Source organism: Halomarina pelagica (assembly GCF_024228315.1).
GTDB classification, from domain to species: Archaea; Halobacteriota; Halobacteria; order Halobacteriales; family Haloarculaceae; genus Halomarina; species Halomarina pelagica.
On record NZ_CP100454.1, the window covers coordinates 3,032,284 to 3,051,196 of the forward strand.

19 protein-coding genes and 2 tRNA genes are annotated in these 18,913 nt (G+C 69.0%); 13 read left to right on the forward strand and 8 right to left on the reverse strand.

Going from position 1 to position 18,913, the window contains the following annotated elements; translation table 11 throughout:
• Positions 1-58: 58 nt before the first annotated feature.
• Positions 59-1,186: a CNNM domain-containing protein gene (locus NKI68_RS15725; protein WP_254544058.1), complete on the reverse strand. Its 1,128-nt coding sequence runs from the start codon at positions 1,184-1,186 to the stop codon at positions 59-61.
• A gap of 115 nt (positions 1,187-1,301) precedes the next feature.
• Here NKI68_RS15725 and NKI68_RS23600 point away from each other — a divergent pair, with 115 nt between their 5' ends.
• Positions 1,302-2,654, forward strand: coding sequence for a S8 family serine peptidase (locus tag NKI68_RS23600; RefSeq protein WP_256562634.1), 1,353 nt, complete (start codon positions 1,302-1,304; stop codon positions 2,652-2,654).
• 19 nt (positions 2,655-2,673) lie between these two features.
• On the opposite strand, the gene trxA is transcribed toward NKI68_RS23600, so the two are convergent.
• A complete protein-coding gene (trxA, locus tag NKI68_RS15735) occupies positions 2,674-3,072 on the reverse strand; it encodes a thioredoxin (RefSeq protein ID WP_254544059.1) in 399 nt (132 codons plus the stop codon).
• A 431-nt stretch (positions 3,073-3,503) separates the two neighbouring features.
• Between trxA and NKI68_RS15740 the strand changes: the two genes are divergently transcribed.
• Positions 3,504-4,289 carry a helix-turn-helix transcriptional regulator gene (locus tag NKI68_RS15740; RefSeq protein ID WP_254544060.1) on the forward strand — a complete coding sequence of 262 codons (786 nt, stop codon included), beginning with the start codon at positions 3,504-3,506 and terminating at the stop codon, positions 4,287-4,289.
• 54 nt (positions 4,290-4,343) lie between these two features.
• Positions 4,344-4,640 carry a PRC-barrel domain-containing protein gene (locus tag NKI68_RS15745; protein WP_254544061.1) on the forward strand — a complete coding sequence of 99 codons (297 nt, stop codon included), beginning with the start codon at positions 4,344-4,346 and terminating at the stop codon, positions 4,638-4,640.
• A gap of 26 nt (positions 4,641-4,666) precedes the next feature.
• Here NKI68_RS15745 and NKI68_RS15750 read toward each other — a convergent pair whose 3' ends face one another.
• Both NKI68_RS15750 and NKI68_RS15755 read right to left on the reverse strand, forming a co-directional pair.
• Positions 4,667-5,800, reverse strand: coding sequence for a citrate synthase/methylcitrate synthase (locus NKI68_RS15750; RefSeq protein ID WP_254544062.1), 1,134 nt, complete (start codon positions 5,798-5,800; stop codon positions 4,667-4,669).
• A gap of 210 nt (positions 5,801-6,010) precedes the next feature.
• The gene (locus NKI68_RS15755; RefSeq protein ID WP_254544063.1) at positions 6,011-7,459 is read right to left on the reverse strand and encodes a DHH family phosphoesterase; all 1,449 of its coding nucleotides are present in this window, start codon (positions 7,457-7,459) and stop codon (positions 6,011-6,013) included.
• A gap of 582 nt (positions 7,460-8,041) precedes the next feature.
• On the opposite strand from NKI68_RS15755, the gene NKI68_RS15760 reads away from it, so the two are divergent.
• Positions 8,042-8,115, forward strand: a tRNA-Lys gene (locus NKI68_RS15760).
• Between the two features lie 379 nt (positions 8,116-8,494).
• Here NKI68_RS15760 and NKI68_RS15765 read toward each other — a convergent pair.
• Both NKI68_RS15765 and NKI68_RS15770 read right to left on the reverse strand, forming a co-directional pair.
• Positions 8,495-9,085, reverse strand: coding sequence for a carboxymuconolactone decarboxylase family protein (locus tag NKI68_RS15765; RefSeq protein WP_254544064.1), 591 nt, complete (start codon positions 9,083-9,085; stop codon positions 8,495-8,497).
• A 63-nt stretch (positions 9,086-9,148) separates the two neighbouring features.
• Positions 9,149-9,805, reverse strand: coding sequence for a hypothetical protein (locus NKI68_RS15770; protein WP_254544065.1), 657 nt, complete (start codon positions 9,803-9,805; stop codon positions 9,149-9,151).
• A 164-nt stretch (positions 9,806-9,969) separates the two neighbouring features.
• Between NKI68_RS15770 and fmdA the strand changes: the two genes are divergently transcribed.
• Positions 9,970-11,226: a formamidase gene (gene fmdA, locus NKI68_RS15775; protein WP_254544066.1), complete on the forward strand. Its 1,257-nt coding sequence runs from the start codon at positions 9,970-9,972 to the stop codon at positions 11,224-11,226.
• Positions 11,227-11,314: 88 nt separating this feature from the next.
• Here fmdA and thsA read toward each other — a convergent pair whose 3' ends face one another.
• Entirely contained in the window at positions 11,315-13,003 is a 1,689-nt protein-coding gene (thsA, locus tag NKI68_RS15780; RefSeq protein ID WP_254544067.1) for a thermosome subunit alpha, read from the reverse strand.
• Between the two features lie 211 nt (positions 13,004-13,214).
• On the opposite strand from thsA, the gene NKI68_RS15785 reads away from it, so the two are divergent.
• The gene (locus NKI68_RS15785) at positions 13,215-13,745 is read left to right on the forward strand and encodes an AmiS/UreI family transporter (RefSeq protein ID WP_254544069.1); all 531 of its coding nucleotides are present in this window, start codon (positions 13,215-13,217) and stop codon (positions 13,743-13,745) included.
• A gap of 6 nt (positions 13,746-13,751) precedes the next feature.
• Here the strand turns inward: NKI68_RS15785 and guaB are convergent, their stop codons facing one another.
• The gene (guaB, locus tag NKI68_RS15790; RefSeq protein ID WP_254544070.1) at positions 13,752-15,239 is read right to left on the reverse strand and encodes an IMP dehydrogenase; all 1,488 of its coding nucleotides are present in this window, start codon (positions 15,237-15,239) and stop codon (positions 13,752-13,754) included.
• Positions 15,240-15,781: 542 nt separating this feature from the next.
• Here guaB and NKI68_RS15795 point away from each other — a divergent pair.
• From NKI68_RS15795 to NKI68_RS15825, 7 genes are all read left to right on the forward strand, one after another.
• Positions 15,782-16,768: a DUF5794 domain-containing protein gene (locus NKI68_RS15795; RefSeq protein ID WP_254544071.1), complete on the forward strand. Its 987-nt coding sequence runs from the start codon at positions 15,782-15,784 to the stop codon at positions 16,766-16,768.
• 57 nt (positions 16,769-16,825) lie between these two features.
• Positions 16,826-17,059 (forward strand): DUF5795 family protein, encoded by a 234-nt coding sequence (locus NKI68_RS15800; RefSeq protein ID WP_254544072.1) that lies wholly within the window; start codon positions 16,826-16,828, stop codon positions 17,057-17,059.
• 79 nt (positions 17,060-17,138) lie between these two features.
• Positions 17,139-17,317, forward strand: a tRNA-Trp gene (locus tag NKI68_RS15805).
• Between the two features lie 85 nt (positions 17,318-17,402).
• Positions 17,403-17,657: a DUF7563 family protein gene (locus NKI68_RS15810; protein ID WP_254544073.1), complete on the forward strand. Its 255-nt coding sequence runs from the start codon at positions 17,403-17,405 to the stop codon at positions 17,655-17,657.
• The gene (locus NKI68_RS15815) at positions 17,654-18,013 is read left to right on the forward strand and encodes a hypothetical protein (RefSeq protein WP_254544074.1); all 360 of its coding nucleotides are present in this window, start codon (positions 17,654-17,656) and stop codon (positions 18,011-18,013) included. Before NKI68_RS15810 ends, NKI68_RS15815 begins: the two co-directional genes overlap by 4 nt.
• Positions 18,010-18,516 carry a hypothetical protein gene (locus NKI68_RS15820; RefSeq protein ID WP_254544075.1) on the forward strand — a complete coding sequence of 169 codons (507 nt, stop codon included), beginning with the start codon at positions 18,010-18,012 and terminating at the stop codon, positions 18,514-18,516. Before NKI68_RS15815 ends, NKI68_RS15820 begins: the two co-directional genes overlap by 4 nt.
• Entirely contained in the window at positions 18,513-18,731 is a 219-nt protein-coding gene (locus NKI68_RS15825; protein ID WP_254544077.1) for a hypothetical protein, read from the forward strand. The genes NKI68_RS15820 and NKI68_RS15825 overlap by 4 nt, the downstream gene beginning before the upstream one ends.
• Positions 18,732-18,913: the final 182 nt, after the last annotated feature.

Sequence of the window (18,913 nt, forward strand, 5' to 3'; positions counted from 1 at the left end):
GGCGGGACGCGGACCCGGCGGAGAGGAGCGTCGACGCGGTCGAGGGGCGGACTCCCCCTCAGGACGCGGTCGACGTCGTGTCCGTCTCCGGGACCGGATCGTCGCCGTCCGCGTCGAGCGGGTCCTCGAGATCCCCGGTGATGGCCTCGAAGCAGTCGGTCGCGGTGACGAGTCCGACGACCTCGCCGTCGTCGACGATCAGCGCGAGTTCCTGGCGCTCCTCCTGGAACCGATCGATCGCGTCGCTGACGACGACCTCCGCGTCGAGCGTCATCGGCGGCGCGGTGATGTCCTCGAAGGTGCACTCGCCTTCCTCCAGCGCGTCGAGTTCGCGGAGGACGGCCGGCGTGTAGACGACCCCCCGGAAGTCGGAGAGCGAGTCGCCGACGAGGGGGAATCGCGCGTGCGGCGACTCGCCGATCGTCCGCATGTTCTCGTCGAGCGAGGCGTCCGCCGAGAGCGCGATCACGTCCTCGCGGGGCACCATCACGGACGTGATGGCCATCCGCTCGATGTCGAGCGCGGCGAGGACCTCCTCCTTGCGCTCCTCGTCCGAGACGAGCCCGCTCAGCCGCTCGCCCATCTGCTTCCGGAGCACGGCGCGACTCGACGCGTCGTCCCCGGCTTCCTCCTCCGCCCAGGACCGCTCGATGGTCACGCCGAACACCCCCAGGAGCGCCTTCGCGATGCGATCCGCGACGACGATGACCGGGTACATGACCCTCGTCCAGATCCAGAGGGGATACGCGCAGTACGTGCAGACGCCCTTCGTCCGCTCGACGCCGAGGTAGGTCGGGGCCTGCTCGCCCACGACGATGTGGAGCATGTTGATGAGGGCGAGCGCCAGGAGGACCGAGAGCGCCGCGTGTCCCCCCTCGCTTCCGCCGACGAGCCCGCTCAACCCGAGCGCCTTCACCGCGGGATCGAGCAGCGCCGCGAGCGCCGGCTCGGCGACGTAGCCGAGCCCGACGCTACAGATGGTGATCCCGACTTGACACCCCGAGAGGTAGATCTCGAGGCGGTCGGTCATCTCCCAGGCCCGTTCGAGCCCGCGGTTCCCCGTGAACTCCTCTCTCGGAAACTGGCGAACCCGCGTCATGGCGAACTCGCTGACGACGAAGAACGCGTTTCCGAGCAACAGCAGGACGCCGACGACCAACCCCCCGACCGTCGCCAAACCGGACATGCCTCTCCCGTCTCGTCCCCTTGCCCTAAGTGTGCTGGACCCGGCGACCGAGCGCCTTTCTTTCGTGTCTGTCGATCCATCAAGATTTATACGTGATCGACACGTTCTGGACGTGATGCCAACGCACACCAGGCGGACGTTTCTGCGAGCGAGCGGCGCACTCGTCGGGGGGATCGCCGCGAGCGGGACGGTCACGGCGGCGACGCGAACCGACCGGTACCTGGTCGACCTCCGGCGGAACGCAGACCTCGGCGGCGTCGAGGTGGTCCACGACCTCCGGCGGATCGGATACGCGGTCGTCCGCGCCTCGCGGTCGGAGGCGGAGGCGCTCGGGACGGCGGTGCCCGACCTCGAACTCCGGCTGAAGGAACCGGAGACGAACGGGCGTGCGCCGCGCGCCGAGGCGGTGACCGCGGCGGACGAACCGCTCTACCCCCTCCAGTGGGACAAGCAGGCCCTGGACGTGGAGGCGGCCCACGAGGTGACGACGGGCGAGGGAACGCGCGTCGCCGTCATCGACTCCGGCGTGGACGCCGGCCACCCCGACCTCGACGTGAACGTCGACCTCTCGCGGAACTTCACCGACGACGGCGCGGGGGCGGGCGTCCCTGCCGGCGGCGACCACGGCACCCACGTCGCGGGGATCGTCGCCGCCCTCGACAACGAGACGGGGGTCGTCGGCACCGCGCCCGCGACGGACCTGATCGACTGCCGCGTGTTCTCGGACGAGGGCGGCGCGTCGTTCGGCGACGTCCTGGCCGCCATCGCGTACGCGGCCGAGATCGACGCCGACGTGGCGAACCTCTCGCTCGGCGCGTACCCCGTGCCGCGTCGCGCCGTCGAGACGGCGGACGGGGAGACGTCGACCTTCGGCTCCTTCTACGGAAAGGTGCTCAACCGGGTGATGACCGCGGCGAACCGCGAGGGGACGCTGCTGGTCATCTCGGCGGGCAACGACGGCGCGAACTTACAGAACGACGTCGGCGAACGGATCGACCTCGACGGCGACGGTGACGCGGAGTACCTCAGCGGCGGCTACTGGATCAGCCTCCCCAACGAGGGCGCGCAGGCCCTAAGCGTGAGCGCGACCGGCCCGATCGGGTTCCGGTGGGGGAAAGAGGGGCTCAGGGAGCCGCCGGAGAGCCCCGCGTTCTACACGAACTACGGGACGAACGCCGTCACGCTCGGCGCGCCGGGGGGCGACGCCGACCTCAGCGCCATCGGGACCGACGCGGCCTGGTACTACGACCTCGTGCTGAGCACGGTACCCGGCGGCTACGGCTGGAAGGCCGGCACGTCCATGGCCGCGCCGAACGTCGCGGGCGCGGCCGCCCTGGTCAAGAGCGCCAATCCCGAGTACGGCGCGAACCAGGTCGAAGCCGCCCTGAAGCGCGCCGCGACCGTCCCGGAGGGGTACGACAGGGCCTACTACGGATCGGGGTTCCTGAACGTCGTCGACGCGCTATAGCCGTCGAAAATCGAGTTCCCTAGGCGTGCTGCTCGATGGCCGAGCGGAGCGTCGCCTCGTCCTGCACGCCGACGAACTGCCGGACCTGCTCGCCGCCGGCGTAGAGCTGGAGCGTCGGGACGCCGCGGATGCCGTGGGCCTGCGCGAGCGCCTGGTTGGCGTCGATGTCCACCTTGACGACGGTCGCCGGGGAGTCGGCGGCGAGCGTCTCGACCGTCGGCTCGAGCATCTTGCACGGGCCGCACCAGTCCGCGTAGAAGTCCACCAGGACGACGTCGTGGCTCGACACCGCCGCGTCGAACTCCTCGCGGCCGTCGACGTGGATCGGCTCGTCGGGGGCACCCCCGCTCGCCCCCCGTACGAGTTCCTCCCGCTTCCGCTCCCGTATCGCGTCCAGTTCGTCGTCTGACTCGCTCATACCTCCTCGTTATCCGGACGACGGCTTAACGCCCCCGATGGTGTGTCCGATCCCCGCACAACCGGACGGTTCGTCGCGCTGACGTTCGGATGCGCTGACGTTCTGACGCGCAGACGCTCATACGCGCTGACGCGACGCTCCGGGCGTCGTGTACAGGGTTCGAGTATACGCGATCGTACAATAGCGGGGGAGTCACTCCCCACCTCGCCGTCGGTTCGGGCAGACCGACGACGAGTGCGTGTTCGAGACACGCGGTGCCGGGCTGTCAGAGGCATCCGGCGATAGTTCATACCCTAGCCAGGTTAATTACTTCACCGCTCGCCCAGTCACGTAATCGCTGAGTTCTACTATATATAATTTTCCCCTGTTTATATTGGTCCCTCGGCGATCACCACAGGATACTTACGTATCGTACCGGTTACATACGGTCGATGGACCGGCAGCCCCCGGCGGCCGTACTCGACCTGCTCGCTCGCCGGGCGGAGTTGCTGGATCGGCTGGTCGAGTCCCCCGCCGAGAAGTCAGACCTCGTCGACGCCCTCGACGTCTCGCGCTCGACGGTCGATCGCGCCCTCCGCGAACTCGTCGACCACGATCTGGTCGAGCAGCGTCCCGACGGGTACCGGGCGACGACCCCCGGGCGACTCGCCGTCGAGTCGTACGGGCAGTTCAGGCGACGCACGGAGCGCATTCGCGAGGCGACCGACGTCCTGCGCGCGCTTCCGCCGGACGCGCCGCTCGAGGCTCGGGCGCTCGCCGGTGCCGAGATCGTCACCCCGACGGCGAACGACCCCGGTCTACCGATCCGGCGGATCGGCGAACTCCTCCGGGAGACGGACGGGGTGCGCGGGATCGCCAGGGCCGTCACCGAGCGGTACGTCGAACTCTACAGGGACCGGATCCTCGACGGGACGACGGTTCGACTCGTGTTCGCGCCCGCGTCCCTCGAACGGTTGCTCGCGAACTACGCCGACGCCGTCGCGGTGGCGCTCGAGACGGGCAGGGTGGAACTTCGCGAGTCCCCCGACTCCGACCTCCCGCCGTTCGGCCTGCGGCTCTACTCGACCGACGAGACGACGACCGTGGGCCTCACGATCTACGACGCGGACGACGACCTCCGAGCGTTCGTTCGCACCGACGATCCGGCGGCGGTCGAGTGGGCCGAGGCGCGCATCGAGCGCGTCTGGACGAACGCCCGCCCGATACCGACGCCGTGAACGGACGTTGTCGTCGACAGTACTGTTAAGACCCCCGGCTACAACGGCAGGAACATGGACGTCACCGCGAACCCGACACCGCAGGAGATCACCTCGCTCGTCGGACGGGAGGTCTACTCCAACAACGGCGTGTTCGTCGGCCAGGTCGAGGACCTCCGCCTCGACCTGGACGGGGAGCGCGTCACCGGTCTCGCGCTCTCGCAACTCAACGGCGAACTGTTCAAGGACCGCGCCCGCGGCGCTCGCGGCGTGCTCATCCCCTACCGCTGGGTTCGCGCCGTCGGTGACGTCGTCCTCGTGAACGACATCGTCGAGCGGCTCAAGGAACCCGAAGAGGAAGCCGCGGTCTGATCTGCGGTCCCCGATCCCTTCTCGCGCTATCGCTCGTCGAGCGGCGTCCACGTCCGCTCGGCGTCTCCGACGTACCGACCGCGCGGTCGGATGAGCCGGTCGGCCTCGAGCTGTTCGAGGCTGTGGGAGGTCCAGCCGCCGACGCGCGCGACGCCGAACGTCGCCGCGAACAGGTCGCGGGGAACGCCGATGCCGTGGAGGAGCAGTGAGGTGTAGAACTCGACGTTCGTGTCGAGCGGTCGGTCGGGCTTGTACTCCGCGAGCAGGTCGATCGCGGTCTCCTCGACCTCGGCGGCGAGCGCGAGGAACTCGCCGTCGCCGTCGGCCTCGTAGAAGCGCTCGGCGGCGGCCGAGAGGACCGCCGCTCGGGGGTCGCGGACCCGGTAGACGCGGTGTCCGAAGCCCATGATGCGCTCGCCGGACTCCAGTCGCTCGCGGAGGTACGCCTCGGCGTCGCCCGTCTCCTCGATCTCGAGGAGCATGTCGAGTACCGGTCCCGGCGCGCCGCCGTGCAGCGGTCCCTTCAGCGCGCCGACGGCCCCCGTGACGGCGGAGACGACGTCCGACCGCGTCGAGGCGATGGTCCGCGCGGTGAACGTCGAGGCGTTCAACCCGTGATCGACGACCGTGTTCAGGTACGTCTCGAGCCCGCGGACTTCGGCGTCGCTCGGCTCCTCGCCGGTGAGCACGTACAGGTAGTTCGCGGCGTGCGAGAGGTCCTCGCGGGGGGCGACCGGTTCCTCGCCCTCGCGCGCCCGCCAGTAGGCCGCGACGATCGTCGGGAAGCGCGCCACGGCGGTCCTGGCGGCCTCCTCCGGGGACTCGTCCTCGCGGCCGAGGTTCGCGCTCGCCGCGCCCATCCGGAGGGCGTCCATCGCGTCTGCCCCGTCCTCCGCGGCCGCCCGGACGACCTCGTAGGATTCGTCCGCGATCTCGCGGCGGGCGGCGAGGTCGGTGCGCAGCGCGTCGAGTTCGTCGGCGTCGGGCAGGCGGTCGTTCCAGAGCAGGAAGAGCGTCTCCTCGTAGGTGGCGTTCGCCGCGAGTTCCTCCACCGGGAACCCCCCGATGACGAGTTCGCCCGCCTCGCCGTCGACGTGGCTCAGGCGCGTCTCCGCGGCGATGACGTTCTCGAGACCGGGAGCGAACGTGTCGTCCGTCATGATGACCCATAGCCGGCGGAGGGATTTAGCCGGTCCCCCTGCGGGGGCGGTTGCCGGTACGTGGGGGGTTCGCGGTCGGCGATACGTCGATCGCCGATGATCGACCGCTCAGAGGGAGTATCGTAGAAAGCCGGAGACACGGCGAGTCTCGACCGGGTGCGGTGTTCGATTCTCCCGGGAGGAGTCGATGAACTCCTGCGATACTCCCTCTCAGCTTCCGTTGGAGTCGCCCGTCTCGACGCCCATCGCGTCGAAGAGCTTCCGTCGGACGGCCTCCTCGGTGAGCGCGAGCAGCGTGTCGCGGTTGTCCTCGCTGGTCTCGATGCCGGTGAAGATGCCGAGGGGGATCTCGACGGTGGCGTCGGTGGAGTGGCCGCGCGCCTCGCCGATGTCGCCGAAGGCGTCGTCGAGCACCGCGCCGATGTTCATCCGGATGTCCTTCGAGCGGGCGGCGAGGTAGATGGTGTCTTCGGTGATGGCGAAGACGGCGGTCGTGGTGATCCCCTCGAGGTTGAGGAGGTGCTGGGCGGCCTGCGCGAGCGCGTCGCGGTCGCGGACGAACCCGGCGTTCGAGACGAGGTGGCTCCCCTTCACGTCGCGGTTGCGGATGGCCTCCGCGAGCACGTCGAGCGTCTCGGGGCTCATGCTCGGCGACTCCACCTGTTCGAGCGTGTCGTGGTCGACGAACGGGTAGAGGTACGCCGCGGCGGTGAGGTCCGCCGGGGTGGTGTCGCGCTTGAAGTCGAGCGTCTCCGCGCGGATGCCGTAGAGCAGCGCGGTCGCGACCTCCTCGTTCAGGCTCAGGTCGAACTCCTGGATGTACTTCGTGAGGATGGTCGAGGTGGAGGAGATGTTGGGGCGGATGTCCTCGAAGCGGGCGTCGTACTCGAGTTCGGGTTCGGCATGGTCGATGTAGATGTCGATGCGGCGGTCGACGGCGGGTTCGGACGCCTGGGCGTGATCGACCAGTGCGACGGTGTCGTAGTCGTCGAGGTCGACGTCGCTACGCGCCACCAGGTCGATACCGAGCAGGTTGACGAACGCGCGGTTCTCCTGGAGGCCGATCTCGCCGTCGTAGACGATGTCCGCCTCGACGTCGTGCGCCTCCGCGATGGCCTTGAGCGCGACGGCGCTCGCGATGGAGTCCGGATCCGGACTCCGGTGGGTGAGGATGGCGAGCTTGCTCGAGGTCTCCTCGAGTATCTCGGCGAGCTTTCCCGTCTTGTACTCGAGTTCGCCGGTCTCGAGCGCGCGGAGCGCGGAGTCCGCGATGACGGTAGAGGGGTTGATCACCACGTCCGCCCCCAGTTCGGCGAGGTCGTCGGCCGACACCGGGTCCGACGCGCGCGCGACGACGAACTGCTCGCCGCCCCGGTCGCGGATGTTCTCGACGGCGGCCATGTTGGCGTCCACGTCGGAGGAGAGGATGAGGACGACGTCGCGGTCCGCGATCTCGTCCACGACGCTCGCCTCGCGGATGTCGGCCGTCCGGGCGTCCATGTCCTGGTCGCGGAGCGCCTCGACGCGCCCCTCGTCCATGTCGAGGATGAGGACGTCCTTCCCCTCCTCCTCGAGGTCCTCGGCCACGGCGTGGCCGACGCTGCCGCAGCCGAGGATGGCGTACGTGGACATGGACGCCATGGTGATGGCGGTACTCATGATATGCTACCCTCTGGCTCCCTCGTACTTCAAATAAGTGGGATCGCGGCGTCTCGCCACCCCTCGCGGACCGGTCGGGATGGGATTGGAACCGTTCGCGTCGCAGTCCGCCGAGCGTCGCGCGTCGAGACGACGGTCCGAGCGCCGTCCCTCGGCGACGAGACCGTCACGATAATCCCAGCTTACCGCGCTCGACGCCGGTGTACGTGCTCCGTAACTAAGCGGCTCCCGTCCGGTCACTCGGATGGCTTGGCGGTGCCGCCGCGTCCACAGACGTGTGCACGACGTCAGGCCGAAGCGGTGATCGCAGCGCCGACGGGCCGCCGAGCGCCCCGAGGTCCGACGGACAGCCCGTCCGTCCGTTCCTGTCTACCGAACCGATGCACCGCGGGGCGATACCCGTTTGCGCGCGCGATCGGGTTGCGTGTTGCTCACGCGCCGCCGTCTGCCATCCGGCGGCGCACTCCTGTCCCCGGAAGACGATCAGAGCGTGGCGTTCCGACGACGTCGCCCGTGCGTGAGCGGCCCAGGGACCGGACGAAAGGAAACGTATATGAATCAACCGCGGTAACTCGAAATCGAGGGCTGATAGCTCAGCCAGGCAGAGCATCTGGCTCTTAACCAGACGGCCGAGGGTTCAAATCCCTCTCAGCCCGTCACCTTCTCGTGCGAGCACTGCGAAGCGTGTGAAGTGACGACGCTGACGGGATTTGAATCAGGGAGCACGCGCGCAGTGGAGCGAGCACGTGCGACCGTGGTTCAAATCCCTCTCAGCCCGCTTTCTCGCGACGAACGGACGTGAGGAGCGTAGAAAGCGCACCTGAAGGGATTTAAACTAGAGAGGGCGCGCGCAGCAAAGCGAGCACGTCCGACCGTGGTTCAAATCCCTCTCAGCCCGCTGTTCGTGCGCGAGCGACAGCGAGCGCCGAACGAGTTCCGGAGAGGATTTGAGGTAGAGAGCGAGTACAGCGAGCGACCGTGGTTCAAATCCCTCTCAGCCCGCTTTCTCGCGACGAACGGACGTGAGGAGCATCGTCACTTCGACGTCTCCTCCTCGGGGTCGAAGGGGTAGCGGAGTCCGGTCGGGTACTCGCTCTCCTCGGTGGTATCGAGCTGTAACGCGATGCAGAAGCGGTCGAAGCCGACTTCGAGCGCGGCGAACGCGAGGAGTTCGACGAGTCCCTCCTCGCCGAACGCGTCCCGGAGGTCGTCGATCAGGTCGTCGGTGATCGCGTGGGGGTCGGAGGCGAAGGCGTCGGCCAGTCGGACGGCGAGCGCCTCGCGGTCGTCGAGCGCGTCCAGATCGGCCGTCCCGCAGAGCACCGCGTCCTCCTTCGATGCGACGTCGTCGGCCACCTCCCGGGTGCGGACCGTCGCGCAGTACGCACAGCGGTTCACGGCCGCGACTCGCAGTCGCATCAGCTCCAGGGTCGCCGCGTCGACGCGCTCGCTCCGCGGGAACGCCTCGAAGACGGCGGCGATTCGCTCGAACAGTTCCGGCCGGTGGGCCATCGCCCCGAAGAAGGCGGCGTCCCCGTACCACCCGTCGCGGGCGTCGCGGAGGAGCGCGCCGACCGCCTCGTCCTCGGCCTCGTGGGGTTCGATGACGTCGATTCGCGAGGGCATAGGCGCGTCCATACGACGCGGAACGACAAACGTGCTACGGCGTGTCACGTGTGCCGCGGCGCGTCAGACGGCACGGAGGTACAGGCGGAACTCGAGGTCGCCGTCGTCGCCAGTAGCGACCTCTGAGGTCTCCTTCTCGAACCGCGGCGACGGCCCGTCCGGCGGCGACTCGTCGCAGAGTCGGTCGGCGACGCGCTGGACCGGGGCGACGGCGTCCGCCGGGGCGTAGAGGCCGACGCCGGCGACGTCCGGTGCGTCCTCGATCGCGTCGACGACCGCCTCGTCCAGCGATTCGACCGTCGCGTCCGGCGGGACGGGAAGCCTCGCGTAGCGTTCGCCCCGGTACCGAAAGGGCGGTGTCTCTGTCTCCGTCTCCGTCTCCATCTTCGTGTCGCGATTCGCCGCCCGTGCGATCGCCGCCGCCAGCGCGTCGGCGCGCGCCGCGGCGTCTTCGGACCACTCCGCGGGCGGCACGTCGGGACGGTGGCAGGCGCGGAGCCGGCCGTCGCCGAGGCGGGAGAGCGCCCCCGCGCCGACCAGGAACGCGAGGGACGCGATCACCTCGTCGCCGTGGGGTTCGAGACCGTCCGGGCGTCCGCTGTCGAGGAGGTGCCGGTCGAGGTCGTCCGGATCGAACGGATCGTCCTCGAACGTCTCCCACACGTCGACGTACACCGCGGCGCAGGCGTCGAGCGACGGGATCCGGGTCGTCTGTGACATGGACGTGCACAGTACTCCGGAGGAGCTGTTAGTCCTTTGCCACCGTTCGCGGGGAGGTTCCGCTATCGTCATATCTCATTTGGACATCACGTACGGCGACGCGGCACAGTGTGCGCGACGACGATTAAGGCTATTTCGATGCTTGTCTATTGATAGCTCGCATCATGGTGGAAACGGTGTTCGAAGTGGACACGGACGAACCGCCCGACGAACAGCCCGACCCCATCGTAAACCGGTGGCATCCCGACGTGCCCGCCGTGGCGACGGTGACGCCGGGGGAGAGCTTCCGCGTCGAGTGCCTCGACTGGACGGGGAACCAGGTCGTGAACGACGACAGCGCGAACGACATACGCGACATGCGCCTGGACCCGAACCACCACCTGAGCGGTCCCTTCGAGGTCGAGGGGGCCGAGCCGGGAGACATCCTCGTCGTGGACATCCTCGACCTCGGGCCGTTCCCCGACCACGAGTGGGGGTTCACGGGCATCTTCGAGCAGGACAACGGCGGCGGGTTCCTCACGGACCACTTCCCGAATGCGAGGAAGGCCATCTGGGACCTGGAGGGCGTCTACACCTCCTCGCGACACGTCCCCGACGTGCGGTTCGCGGGGCTGTCGCACCCGGGGATCTTGGGGACGACGCCCTCCCACGAGCTGCTCGAACGGTGGAACGAGCGCGAGCGGGCGCTCATCGAACGCGGCCCCGAGGACGAGACGGCGGTGAACCACGAGACGCGGGGCGAGGACCCGCCGCTCGCGCTCCCGCCGGAGCCGAACGAGGTGCTGCTCGGGGACATGGACGAGAGCCAGGTCGAGGAGGCGGCCGAGGAGGCGGCGCGGACCATCCCGCCGCGAGAGAACGCCGGGAACTGCGACATCAAGAATCTCAGTCGCGGCTCGCGGGTGTACATCCCGGTGTTCGTCGACGGGGCGAAGCTCATCACCGGCGACCTCCACTTCTCGCAGGGCGACGGCGAGATCACCTTCTGCGGGGCCATCGAGATGGCGGGGTTCGTCGACCTGAAGGTGGACCTCATCAAGAACGGCGTCGAGCGCTTCGGGATCGATCACGCGATGTTCAAGCCGGGGAACGTGGAACCGCAGTTCTCCGAGTACGTCGTCTTCGAGGGGTACTCGGTGGACGAGGAGGGGACGCAGCACTACAAGAACTCCACCGTCGCGATGCGTCGGGCCTGCCTCGACGCCATCGACTACCTGACGAACTTCGGGTACAGCCGCGAGCAGGCGTACATCCTCCTCAGCACGGTGCCCGTCGAGAGTCGCATCGCCGGCATCGTCGACCTCCCGAACACCTGCGTCACCGTCTCGGTGCCCCAGGAGGTGTTCGAGTTCGACGTCGATCCGGACGGCCTCGAAGACGCGCCGAGCGAGGCCCGCGGGAGCGTGGCCGAGCCGTCCTGACCGCCTCGTCACACCCTTTTCGTCGTCGCGAGCGTCGAGCGAACGGACCGAACGGACCGAGAGCGAGCGGAACGCCGAGCGGTGGCGCTCAGTGCCCGATCGCCCAGGGATAGCCGCCGCGCTGACCTCCACCGTGGTCGCCTCCGATCCCGTGATCGTGATCGTGATCGTGACCGCGGGCGTCACCGTCGCGCGCGGCGACGACGTCGTCGATCCGCAGGAGCAGGTTCGCGGCCTCGGTCGCGCCGGCGATGGCCCGTCGCTTGACCGCGAGCGGTTCGACCACGCCCCGTGCGGACACGTCGGCGACCGAACCGTCGGCGGCGTCGATCCCGGCCGTCACCTCGCCCCGGTCGTGGCTGGCCCGCAGGTCGGCCAGCGCGTCGATGGGTGAGGCCCCCGCGTTCTCCGCCAGCGTTCGCGGGACGGTCTCGAGCGCCCCTGCGGCCGCCTCGATCGCCAACTGTTCCCGGCCGTCGAATTCGAGGGCGAACCCGCGGAGGTCCGCGGCCAGTTCGGCCTCCGTCGCGCCGCCGCCCGGGAGCAGGTCGCCGTAGAGGAGCGCGAGGGTCACGACGGTCAGGCAGTCCTCGACCAGCCGGCGCGTCTCGTCGATGGCGTGCTGGGTCCCGCCCCGGAGCAGTAACGACACCTGTTTCGAGTCGGGGTTGCCGCGAACGACCGTCAGATCGCGCCCGGCGACCCGCCGCCGTTCGACGACGCCCGCCCGGCCGAGGGCCTCCGGTGTGAGTTCCTCGACGCTCGCGACGAGGGTGCCGCCGGTCGCCCGGGCGAGCTTGTACATCTCGTCCTGTCGCGTCCGCTCGACGGCGAGGATCCCGCGACGCGCGAGGCGCGACCGGAGCACGTCGTCGATGGCCTGCTGGCAGAACACCGCGTCGGTCCCGGCGTCCGCGATGCGCTCGAGTTGCTCCCGGAGTTGGCGCTCCTCGTGCGCCGCGATGGCGTCGAGCCCGTCCGTCCCCTCGACGGTCACGGCGCGGGTCGCGTTCGCCTGCTTCGCGCCGAGCGGCGCGTCGACGAGCGCGATCCGCGCGTCCGCGAACCGCCGCGGGAGGTGGATCGCGCGGTCGTCGGCCGTCGCGGACGACTCCCCCATGTCGACGACGAGTCCGTCGACGAACTCCGCGTCGCCGGGGCTCCCGCCGGGTACGCCCTGGAGCGTGATGCGGTGTCGGTCGACCTCGCTTCCGTCGCTCACCGCGAGGACCGCGTCGGCGGCGAGGTCGGCGACGCGCGTCGCCTCCGGCTCCGACCACTTCCCGGTGATGGCCGTGCGCGCGACGGAGACGAGCGTCGCCCGGTCGGTCGGGTCGTCCCCGAGCGTCAGCGTCGAGAGCGTCTCCAGCGCCCGGGAGCAGGCGTGGTGGTACCCCGCGGTGACGATCCCCGGGTGGACCCCCTGTTCGAACAGCCCCTCCGCCCCCTCGAGCAGCGCGCCCGCGAGGAGCACCGCGGTCGTCGTCCCGTCGCCCACCCGCTCGGCCTGCTCCGACGCGACCTCGTACAGCAACGACGCCGCGGGGTGTTCGATCTCCATCCGATCGAGGATCGACGCGCCGTCGTTCGTGACGACCGCCAGCCCGTCGGTGCCGACGAGGAGCTTGTCGCGCCCCGCCGGACCGAGCGTCGTCCGCAGGGTGGCCGCGAGCGCCCGCCCGGCCGCGACGTTGGCGCGACGAGCGTCCCGTCCGGTCGTTCGATCGAGTCCACCGCTCCTGAGCCGACGGGGCCAACGCGCACCCCCCTGTGTCATGGTATCACTGGTCTCTCCCGTCCACGCCTCGCGACAAAAATGTAACTGAAACGTCCAATCAGTCGGCGTCGACGACTACCACGTTCCCGCGTCCGTCCTTTTACCGGATACCGTCGATCACGAATCGAACAATCAGCTATTTCGCTGTTGTCAATGAATTGTCCCAAGTGTCCGTGATGAATGCTATCACGGTGCGCAATCGAGGGACGCAATGTCACTGTACACGGAACTCGGGATGGGGCTGGTGTTCGTCGGGGCCGTTCTCGTCGTCAACGGACTGTGGCTGCTCGGGCGGGGATCCGACCGCGACACGGCCGTCCTGAACTTCCTCGTCGGCGGGTTGACGCTGTTCATCGCCCTGTGGTGGGCGTTCGGGGGCGAGGCCTCGCCGGGGACGGCGTTCAACGCGGCGGCGACGCTCCTGTTCTCGTTTACGTACCTCTGGGTGGGGGTCAACGCCTACCGCCGGGCCGACGACCAGCGGTCGCTCGGGTGGTACTGCATCCTGGTCACGGTCGTCGCCGTCCCCACCGGGTATCTCGTGTGGGTGGGCGGCGACGTCGGCCTCGCGCTGCTCTGGTGGATCTGGGCGATACTCTGGGCGACGTTCTGGCTCCTGCTCGCCCTCCGGCGGACCGACTACACGGCTCCGGTCGCCTGGTACACGATCGCCGTGGGGATCGTCACGGGCGCGGCGGGGTACCTGATGGCCGCGGGGTTCTGGCCGTGGGCCCCCGCCTGATCCCGCTCACTCGCTGACCTTGTAGTTGGGTGCCTCGTCGGTGATGACGACGTCGTGGGCGTGTCCCTCCTTCTGCCCCGCCGACGAGACGCGGACGAACCGCGCGCGCTCCTTGAACTCGGGGATGGACGCCGCCCCGACGTAACCCATGCCGGACTGCATCCCGCCGACGAGCTGGTGGAGTTCGCTCGCGAGGCTGCCCTTGTACGGCGTCGCCGCCTCGACGCCCTCGGGGACGAACTCCTCGTCCTCGTCGGCCTCCTTGAGGTAGCGGTCGCCGCCGCCGGAGCGCATCGCGCCGACGCTGCCCATGCCGCGGTACTGCTTGTACTTCTTCCCGTTCATCGTGATGACGCGACCGGGGGCCTCGTCGGTGCCCGCGAAGTACGACCCGAGCATGACGGCGTCCGCGCCGGCGGCGATCGCCTTGATCGCGTCGCCGGAGTAACGGATCCCGCCGTCCGCGATCACCGGCACGTCGTGTTCGCTCGCGACGTCCGCCACGCCCGCGACGGCCGAGATCTGGGGCATCCCCGCGCCGCTCACGACGCGCGTGGTGCAGATGCTCCCCGGACCGATGCCGACCTTCAGGCCGTCGGCGAAGTCGACGAGCGACTCGGCGGCCTCGGGCGTGCCGATGTTTCCGACGACGACGTCCGCCTCGACTCTCCCGGCGATGTCGCGCGCGGAGTCGACGACGTTGCGGTTGTGTGCGTGCGCGCAGTCGATGAACAGCACGTCGGCGCCCGCCTCGTCGGCGGCCACGGCGCGTTCCGTCTCGAAGGGGCCGACGGCGACGCCGACGAGGAGTCGGTCGTCCCCGTCGCGCGCCGCGGCGTCGTACTCGCGGCGCTGGAGGATCCCCTGCATCGTGACGAGACCGGTGAGCCGTCCGTCGTCGTCCACGATCGGGACGCGCTCGATCTTGTGCTCGTACATGAGTTCGAGCGCGCCGCGGGCGGTGACGTCGTCCCCGGCGGTGATCACCTCGTCGGTCATCGCCTCGCGTACCTCGTCGCGCTCGCCGACCTCGAGGTAGGGACGGATGTCGGTACCGGAGATGATGCCGAGGACGACGCCGTCGTCGTCGACGACCGGCGCGCCGGAGACCCCCTCGCGCCCCATCATCGCGTCGACCTCGTGGACGGTCTGGTCGGGGTCCGCGGTGACCACGTCGCGGATGATGAGTTCGTCGGCGCGCTTGACGCGCTCTACGTGTTCCGCGGTCTCCTCGACCTCCATGTTCCTGTGGAGGACGCCGAGACCGCCCTCTCGGGCCATCGCGATGGCCAGGTCGGCCTCGGTCACGGTGTCCATCGCGGCGGAGAGGACGGGGACGTTCAGCCGGACGTTCGTCGAGACGCGCGTGCGCGTGTCGGCCTCGTCGGGTTCGACGTGGCTCTCCATCGGGCGCAGCAGTACGTCGTCGAACGTGAGCGCTTCCGGGACTCGAAGTTTCTCCGAGAAGGGTTCCTCGCGCGGCGTCTTCGCCATGTAAACGGTGATCGATCCCGCTGTAAAAGCGTTGCGAGTGATCGGACGCTACGGTACGCACGTGCACGGGGTACCTCTCGGCCGTCGTCGAGGCGGCCGTTCATCGAGGCGGCCGTCCGTCGAGGGGAGCCGGAACCGTTCGTCGGCGGACCTCGCTATCGGTTCGGGCAATATTCCGTCCCCGGACTATTTGTGGACGTTCGTACGGATTCGTCCCGAGACGCTCGCGAGAACGGGACTCATACGTCGCAGGGGTGGACAAGGATCGGCCCCATGGGCACACGTCTCACACAACGTTTATGTTCGAATCTACGTTTACGTTCGGTATGGACTCCGCAGTTCCCGTCGGAGCGCGTACCGGCTCGATAGCCGTTGATTCCGGTATGGGTACCATTTCGTTTACAGGGAATTTCGCGGGGAAATCCGTCACACTCTGGCGACCTTCCCACGACGTGTTCGGGAACGCGACGGCTCGCCTGCGTCCCCGGTATCGTGACGGACACTACCGTTCGGCCGACGGTGAGGCCCGACACGCCTGACGGATGAGTACGTCACGTCATCCCGTTGCGCTACGCCTCGAGCGGCGCGTGGGTCGCGGGACCCGGTTACTCGGGACGGTCATGGGTCTTCCGCTGGTCGACGGCATCTTCCCCGCGCTGGTGCTCGCCGGCGCGCTCGGTTCGATCACGGGCATCTTCGAGGTCGGCCTGCTGGTGTTCGGCGGCAGTGCGACGCTCGCGGTCGTCCTCGCGGAGATGGAGGGGACGCGCCGCGAACAGGTGCTCTCGGTCCTCTCGGTCGGTGCGGTCATCGTCGCCGTCGCCGCCGCTGAGGCCGCGCTCGCGCCGACGATCGAGCGGCTGATCGACCTCGACACGTTCGAGCGCTTCGCCGCGCTCGTCATCCTCGCGATCGCGGCCAAGACCGCCAGTTCGACCCTTGGGGAGTACCTCCCCAGTCCGGGGACGATCGTCGGTCTCGGCCTCCTCGCCAGCCTCGACCCCGCCGGCTTCGAGCTGGTGTTCAACCCGAACGCGGAGCAGATCACGGCGGCGGCCGCCGCGGCGGCCGTCGGGACCTCCTTCGCGCTGGTCGCCGCGGTCGCCGGACCGACGCTGCGCCGGCTGGTCGACATCGACCGCTTCCGATTCGGGAGCGCCGTCGCGCTGGGCATCCTCCCGCTCACGATGCTCGGGATCGTGAAGACCCAGGCCCCGCTCGCGCTCGCCGTGCTGGGGGTGACGTGCCTGCTCTCGCTCGACCCGACGGACGCCTCGATCGACGGGGCGTCCGAGTCGGTCGAGGGAGGCGAACCGGCCGGTACGTCCGTCGAACCCGCCGAGTCCGTCGACGCCGTCCCGACGGCGGTGGCGGACGACGACGCCCGCGCCCCGGTCTCGTCGGTCTTCGCCGATCCGGAGGCGCGCGGTGCCAGCGCCGCGACGGACGGCGGCGCGAACTCCATCGACGACGACCGCACCTCCGGTCGCGAGCGGGTGCGCGACCCCGAACGCGCCCCCTGGCTCTGAGACCGGGAAGGCTTAGGATGGGGGAAGGCTTAGGGGTACGACGCCCCGTCTCCCTCCATGGGAGCGAACGAGAACCGAGTCGTGCAGGGGCGGATGGTGACCCCGAAGTCCCTCGCCGAGCGTATCGAGGGCGGTGACGTGATGGACGCCGAGGCGATCCGCGACGCCGACCGCGAGTGCCCCGAGTGCGGTGGGAACGTCCTCGCGGTCGGGTACATGCCGTCCGTCCTCGAGTTCGTGACGGGGTACAAGTGCCAGGACTGCGACTGGATGGAGACGGACCGCGAGTGACGACCGTGACGGCTCGGCGTCGAGACCGTCCCGGGAAACCGAAACCGCTTTACGGCATCTGGCCATCCGTGCTGATAGCGGGGACGTGGCCAAGCCAGGCATGGCGACTGACTCCAGAGGCCACGCGCCCGGGACGAGACTCCAGACTGATATACCGAGCGGCGGGCTGATCACCTCGCCGCGTTGACGACCCTCTGGAGTTCCGAGGCGCACACCGGAGATATCAGTCGATCGGGGGTTCAAATCCCTCCGTCCCCACTCCGTATAAAACAATTGCGGAATATTTTGCCTTCACTAACCATAGGTTAGCGATAGGTGCGATTCGGCCTCGGAGGTGGGCCTGATGGCGGGTCGGATGCGAGTCGCCGAGCAGCGGGCCTGCCTCCACTGCGGACGGCACGTCTCACGCGACTTCCGCCGAACCTTCGGCGACAACGAGAACCGCGCCCACCGCTGCCGGAACTGCGACACGCACACCCGCATCGCGCACGGAAGCGCCGCCGGCGTCACTGTCGACATTCCCGATCCAGAGACGTCGCTCGGTCGGCACGGCGACGGCTCCGATCAGGTCGTCGACGATGGGGGTGAGCGGGCGTGAAGAACCGTATCGACTGGCCGACGGTGCAGCGAGGCGGTCCCGGTGGGTACGACCTCGGAGAGCCGTACGCCGTCTACGGAGCCGGCGCGGTCAGAGACTGCCTGGAGGCGCTGGAGGACGACGTCGTCCTCCGGCTGTACCACGAAGGCGACACCCAAGACTATGTCACTGACCACTATCGCACCGCCGACGGCACGCTCTACATGATCAACCCGCGGCACTCGCGCCCGCGGGCGGTCGAGATGAGCGAGGGCGAACTCGGATTCGGCCTCGCGAAGGCCTACATGTACGAGTACCTCCCGCTCGCGAAGTCACATCTCGCCGGCGAACTCCCCGACGGAGGTGATCAGCGGTGAGCGAACGCACCTCGCCGATGCGCCCGCTCACGCGCATCGAGGAACGCTTCGAGGTCGAAGTCGAAGGCGACGCGCGGCCGCTCCCCGAGACGTGGACCGAGCAGCGCCACGAACCCGTCGAACGCGACTGCGACGAAGCCCGCTGGTACGCGATCGCCGTGATCCCCGGCGCGCTCGTCTCCGTCGAGATCGACACTAACACCGAGGAGGTCGTCTCGATTCAGGAACGGACGCCGGCGCTGCAAGTCCTGTACGTCCGTGAAGACGGCCGCAGAGCGTTCCAGCGAGCGTACGAGGCTCAGCGCGTCGACTCCGGGCTGATCCCCGATCCGACACGGTTCGCGAGTTCCGTGGGTGCGCCTGAGCGTCACGGAAGTCAGGTCCCCGACGCTCGCCGGCGGCTCTATCGACAGCGGATCACGGCGTTGTACGACGTCGGAACGGGACTCGGAGAGACGCGTGTCGGCCCGGACGCCGACGACGTCTACGGAGGGTCGCGATGAGGCCGACGATGGACCCCGCCCGACGAGTGTACTACGCCGTCGGTGGCGGGGCGTATCACCTCCGGCCTGACTGTGAGCAACTGCACGACGTCGAACAGGAGCGTCTTCAGGTCGACACCGCCGACGGCTCTGAGCGCAGCGGGCGCACACTGTGTTCGACGTGCGGGTGGGACGATGTGCCGACGCTCGACGACGAGCGGGAGGTGTCGTCATGAGTAGCCGGTTTAGCGCGCTGAACGGGCAGCTGAAGACAGAGTCTCCGCGCGAGTTCCGCTGTGAGATCTGCCGCTCGCGCTGTACTCGGGGGACGACCGGGACGGAGTACGGCCACAAGTATCGCTGTCCTGCCCGCCCCGATCGACTTCCGATCGGCGGCGGAAGCGGTCAGAGTTCCTAC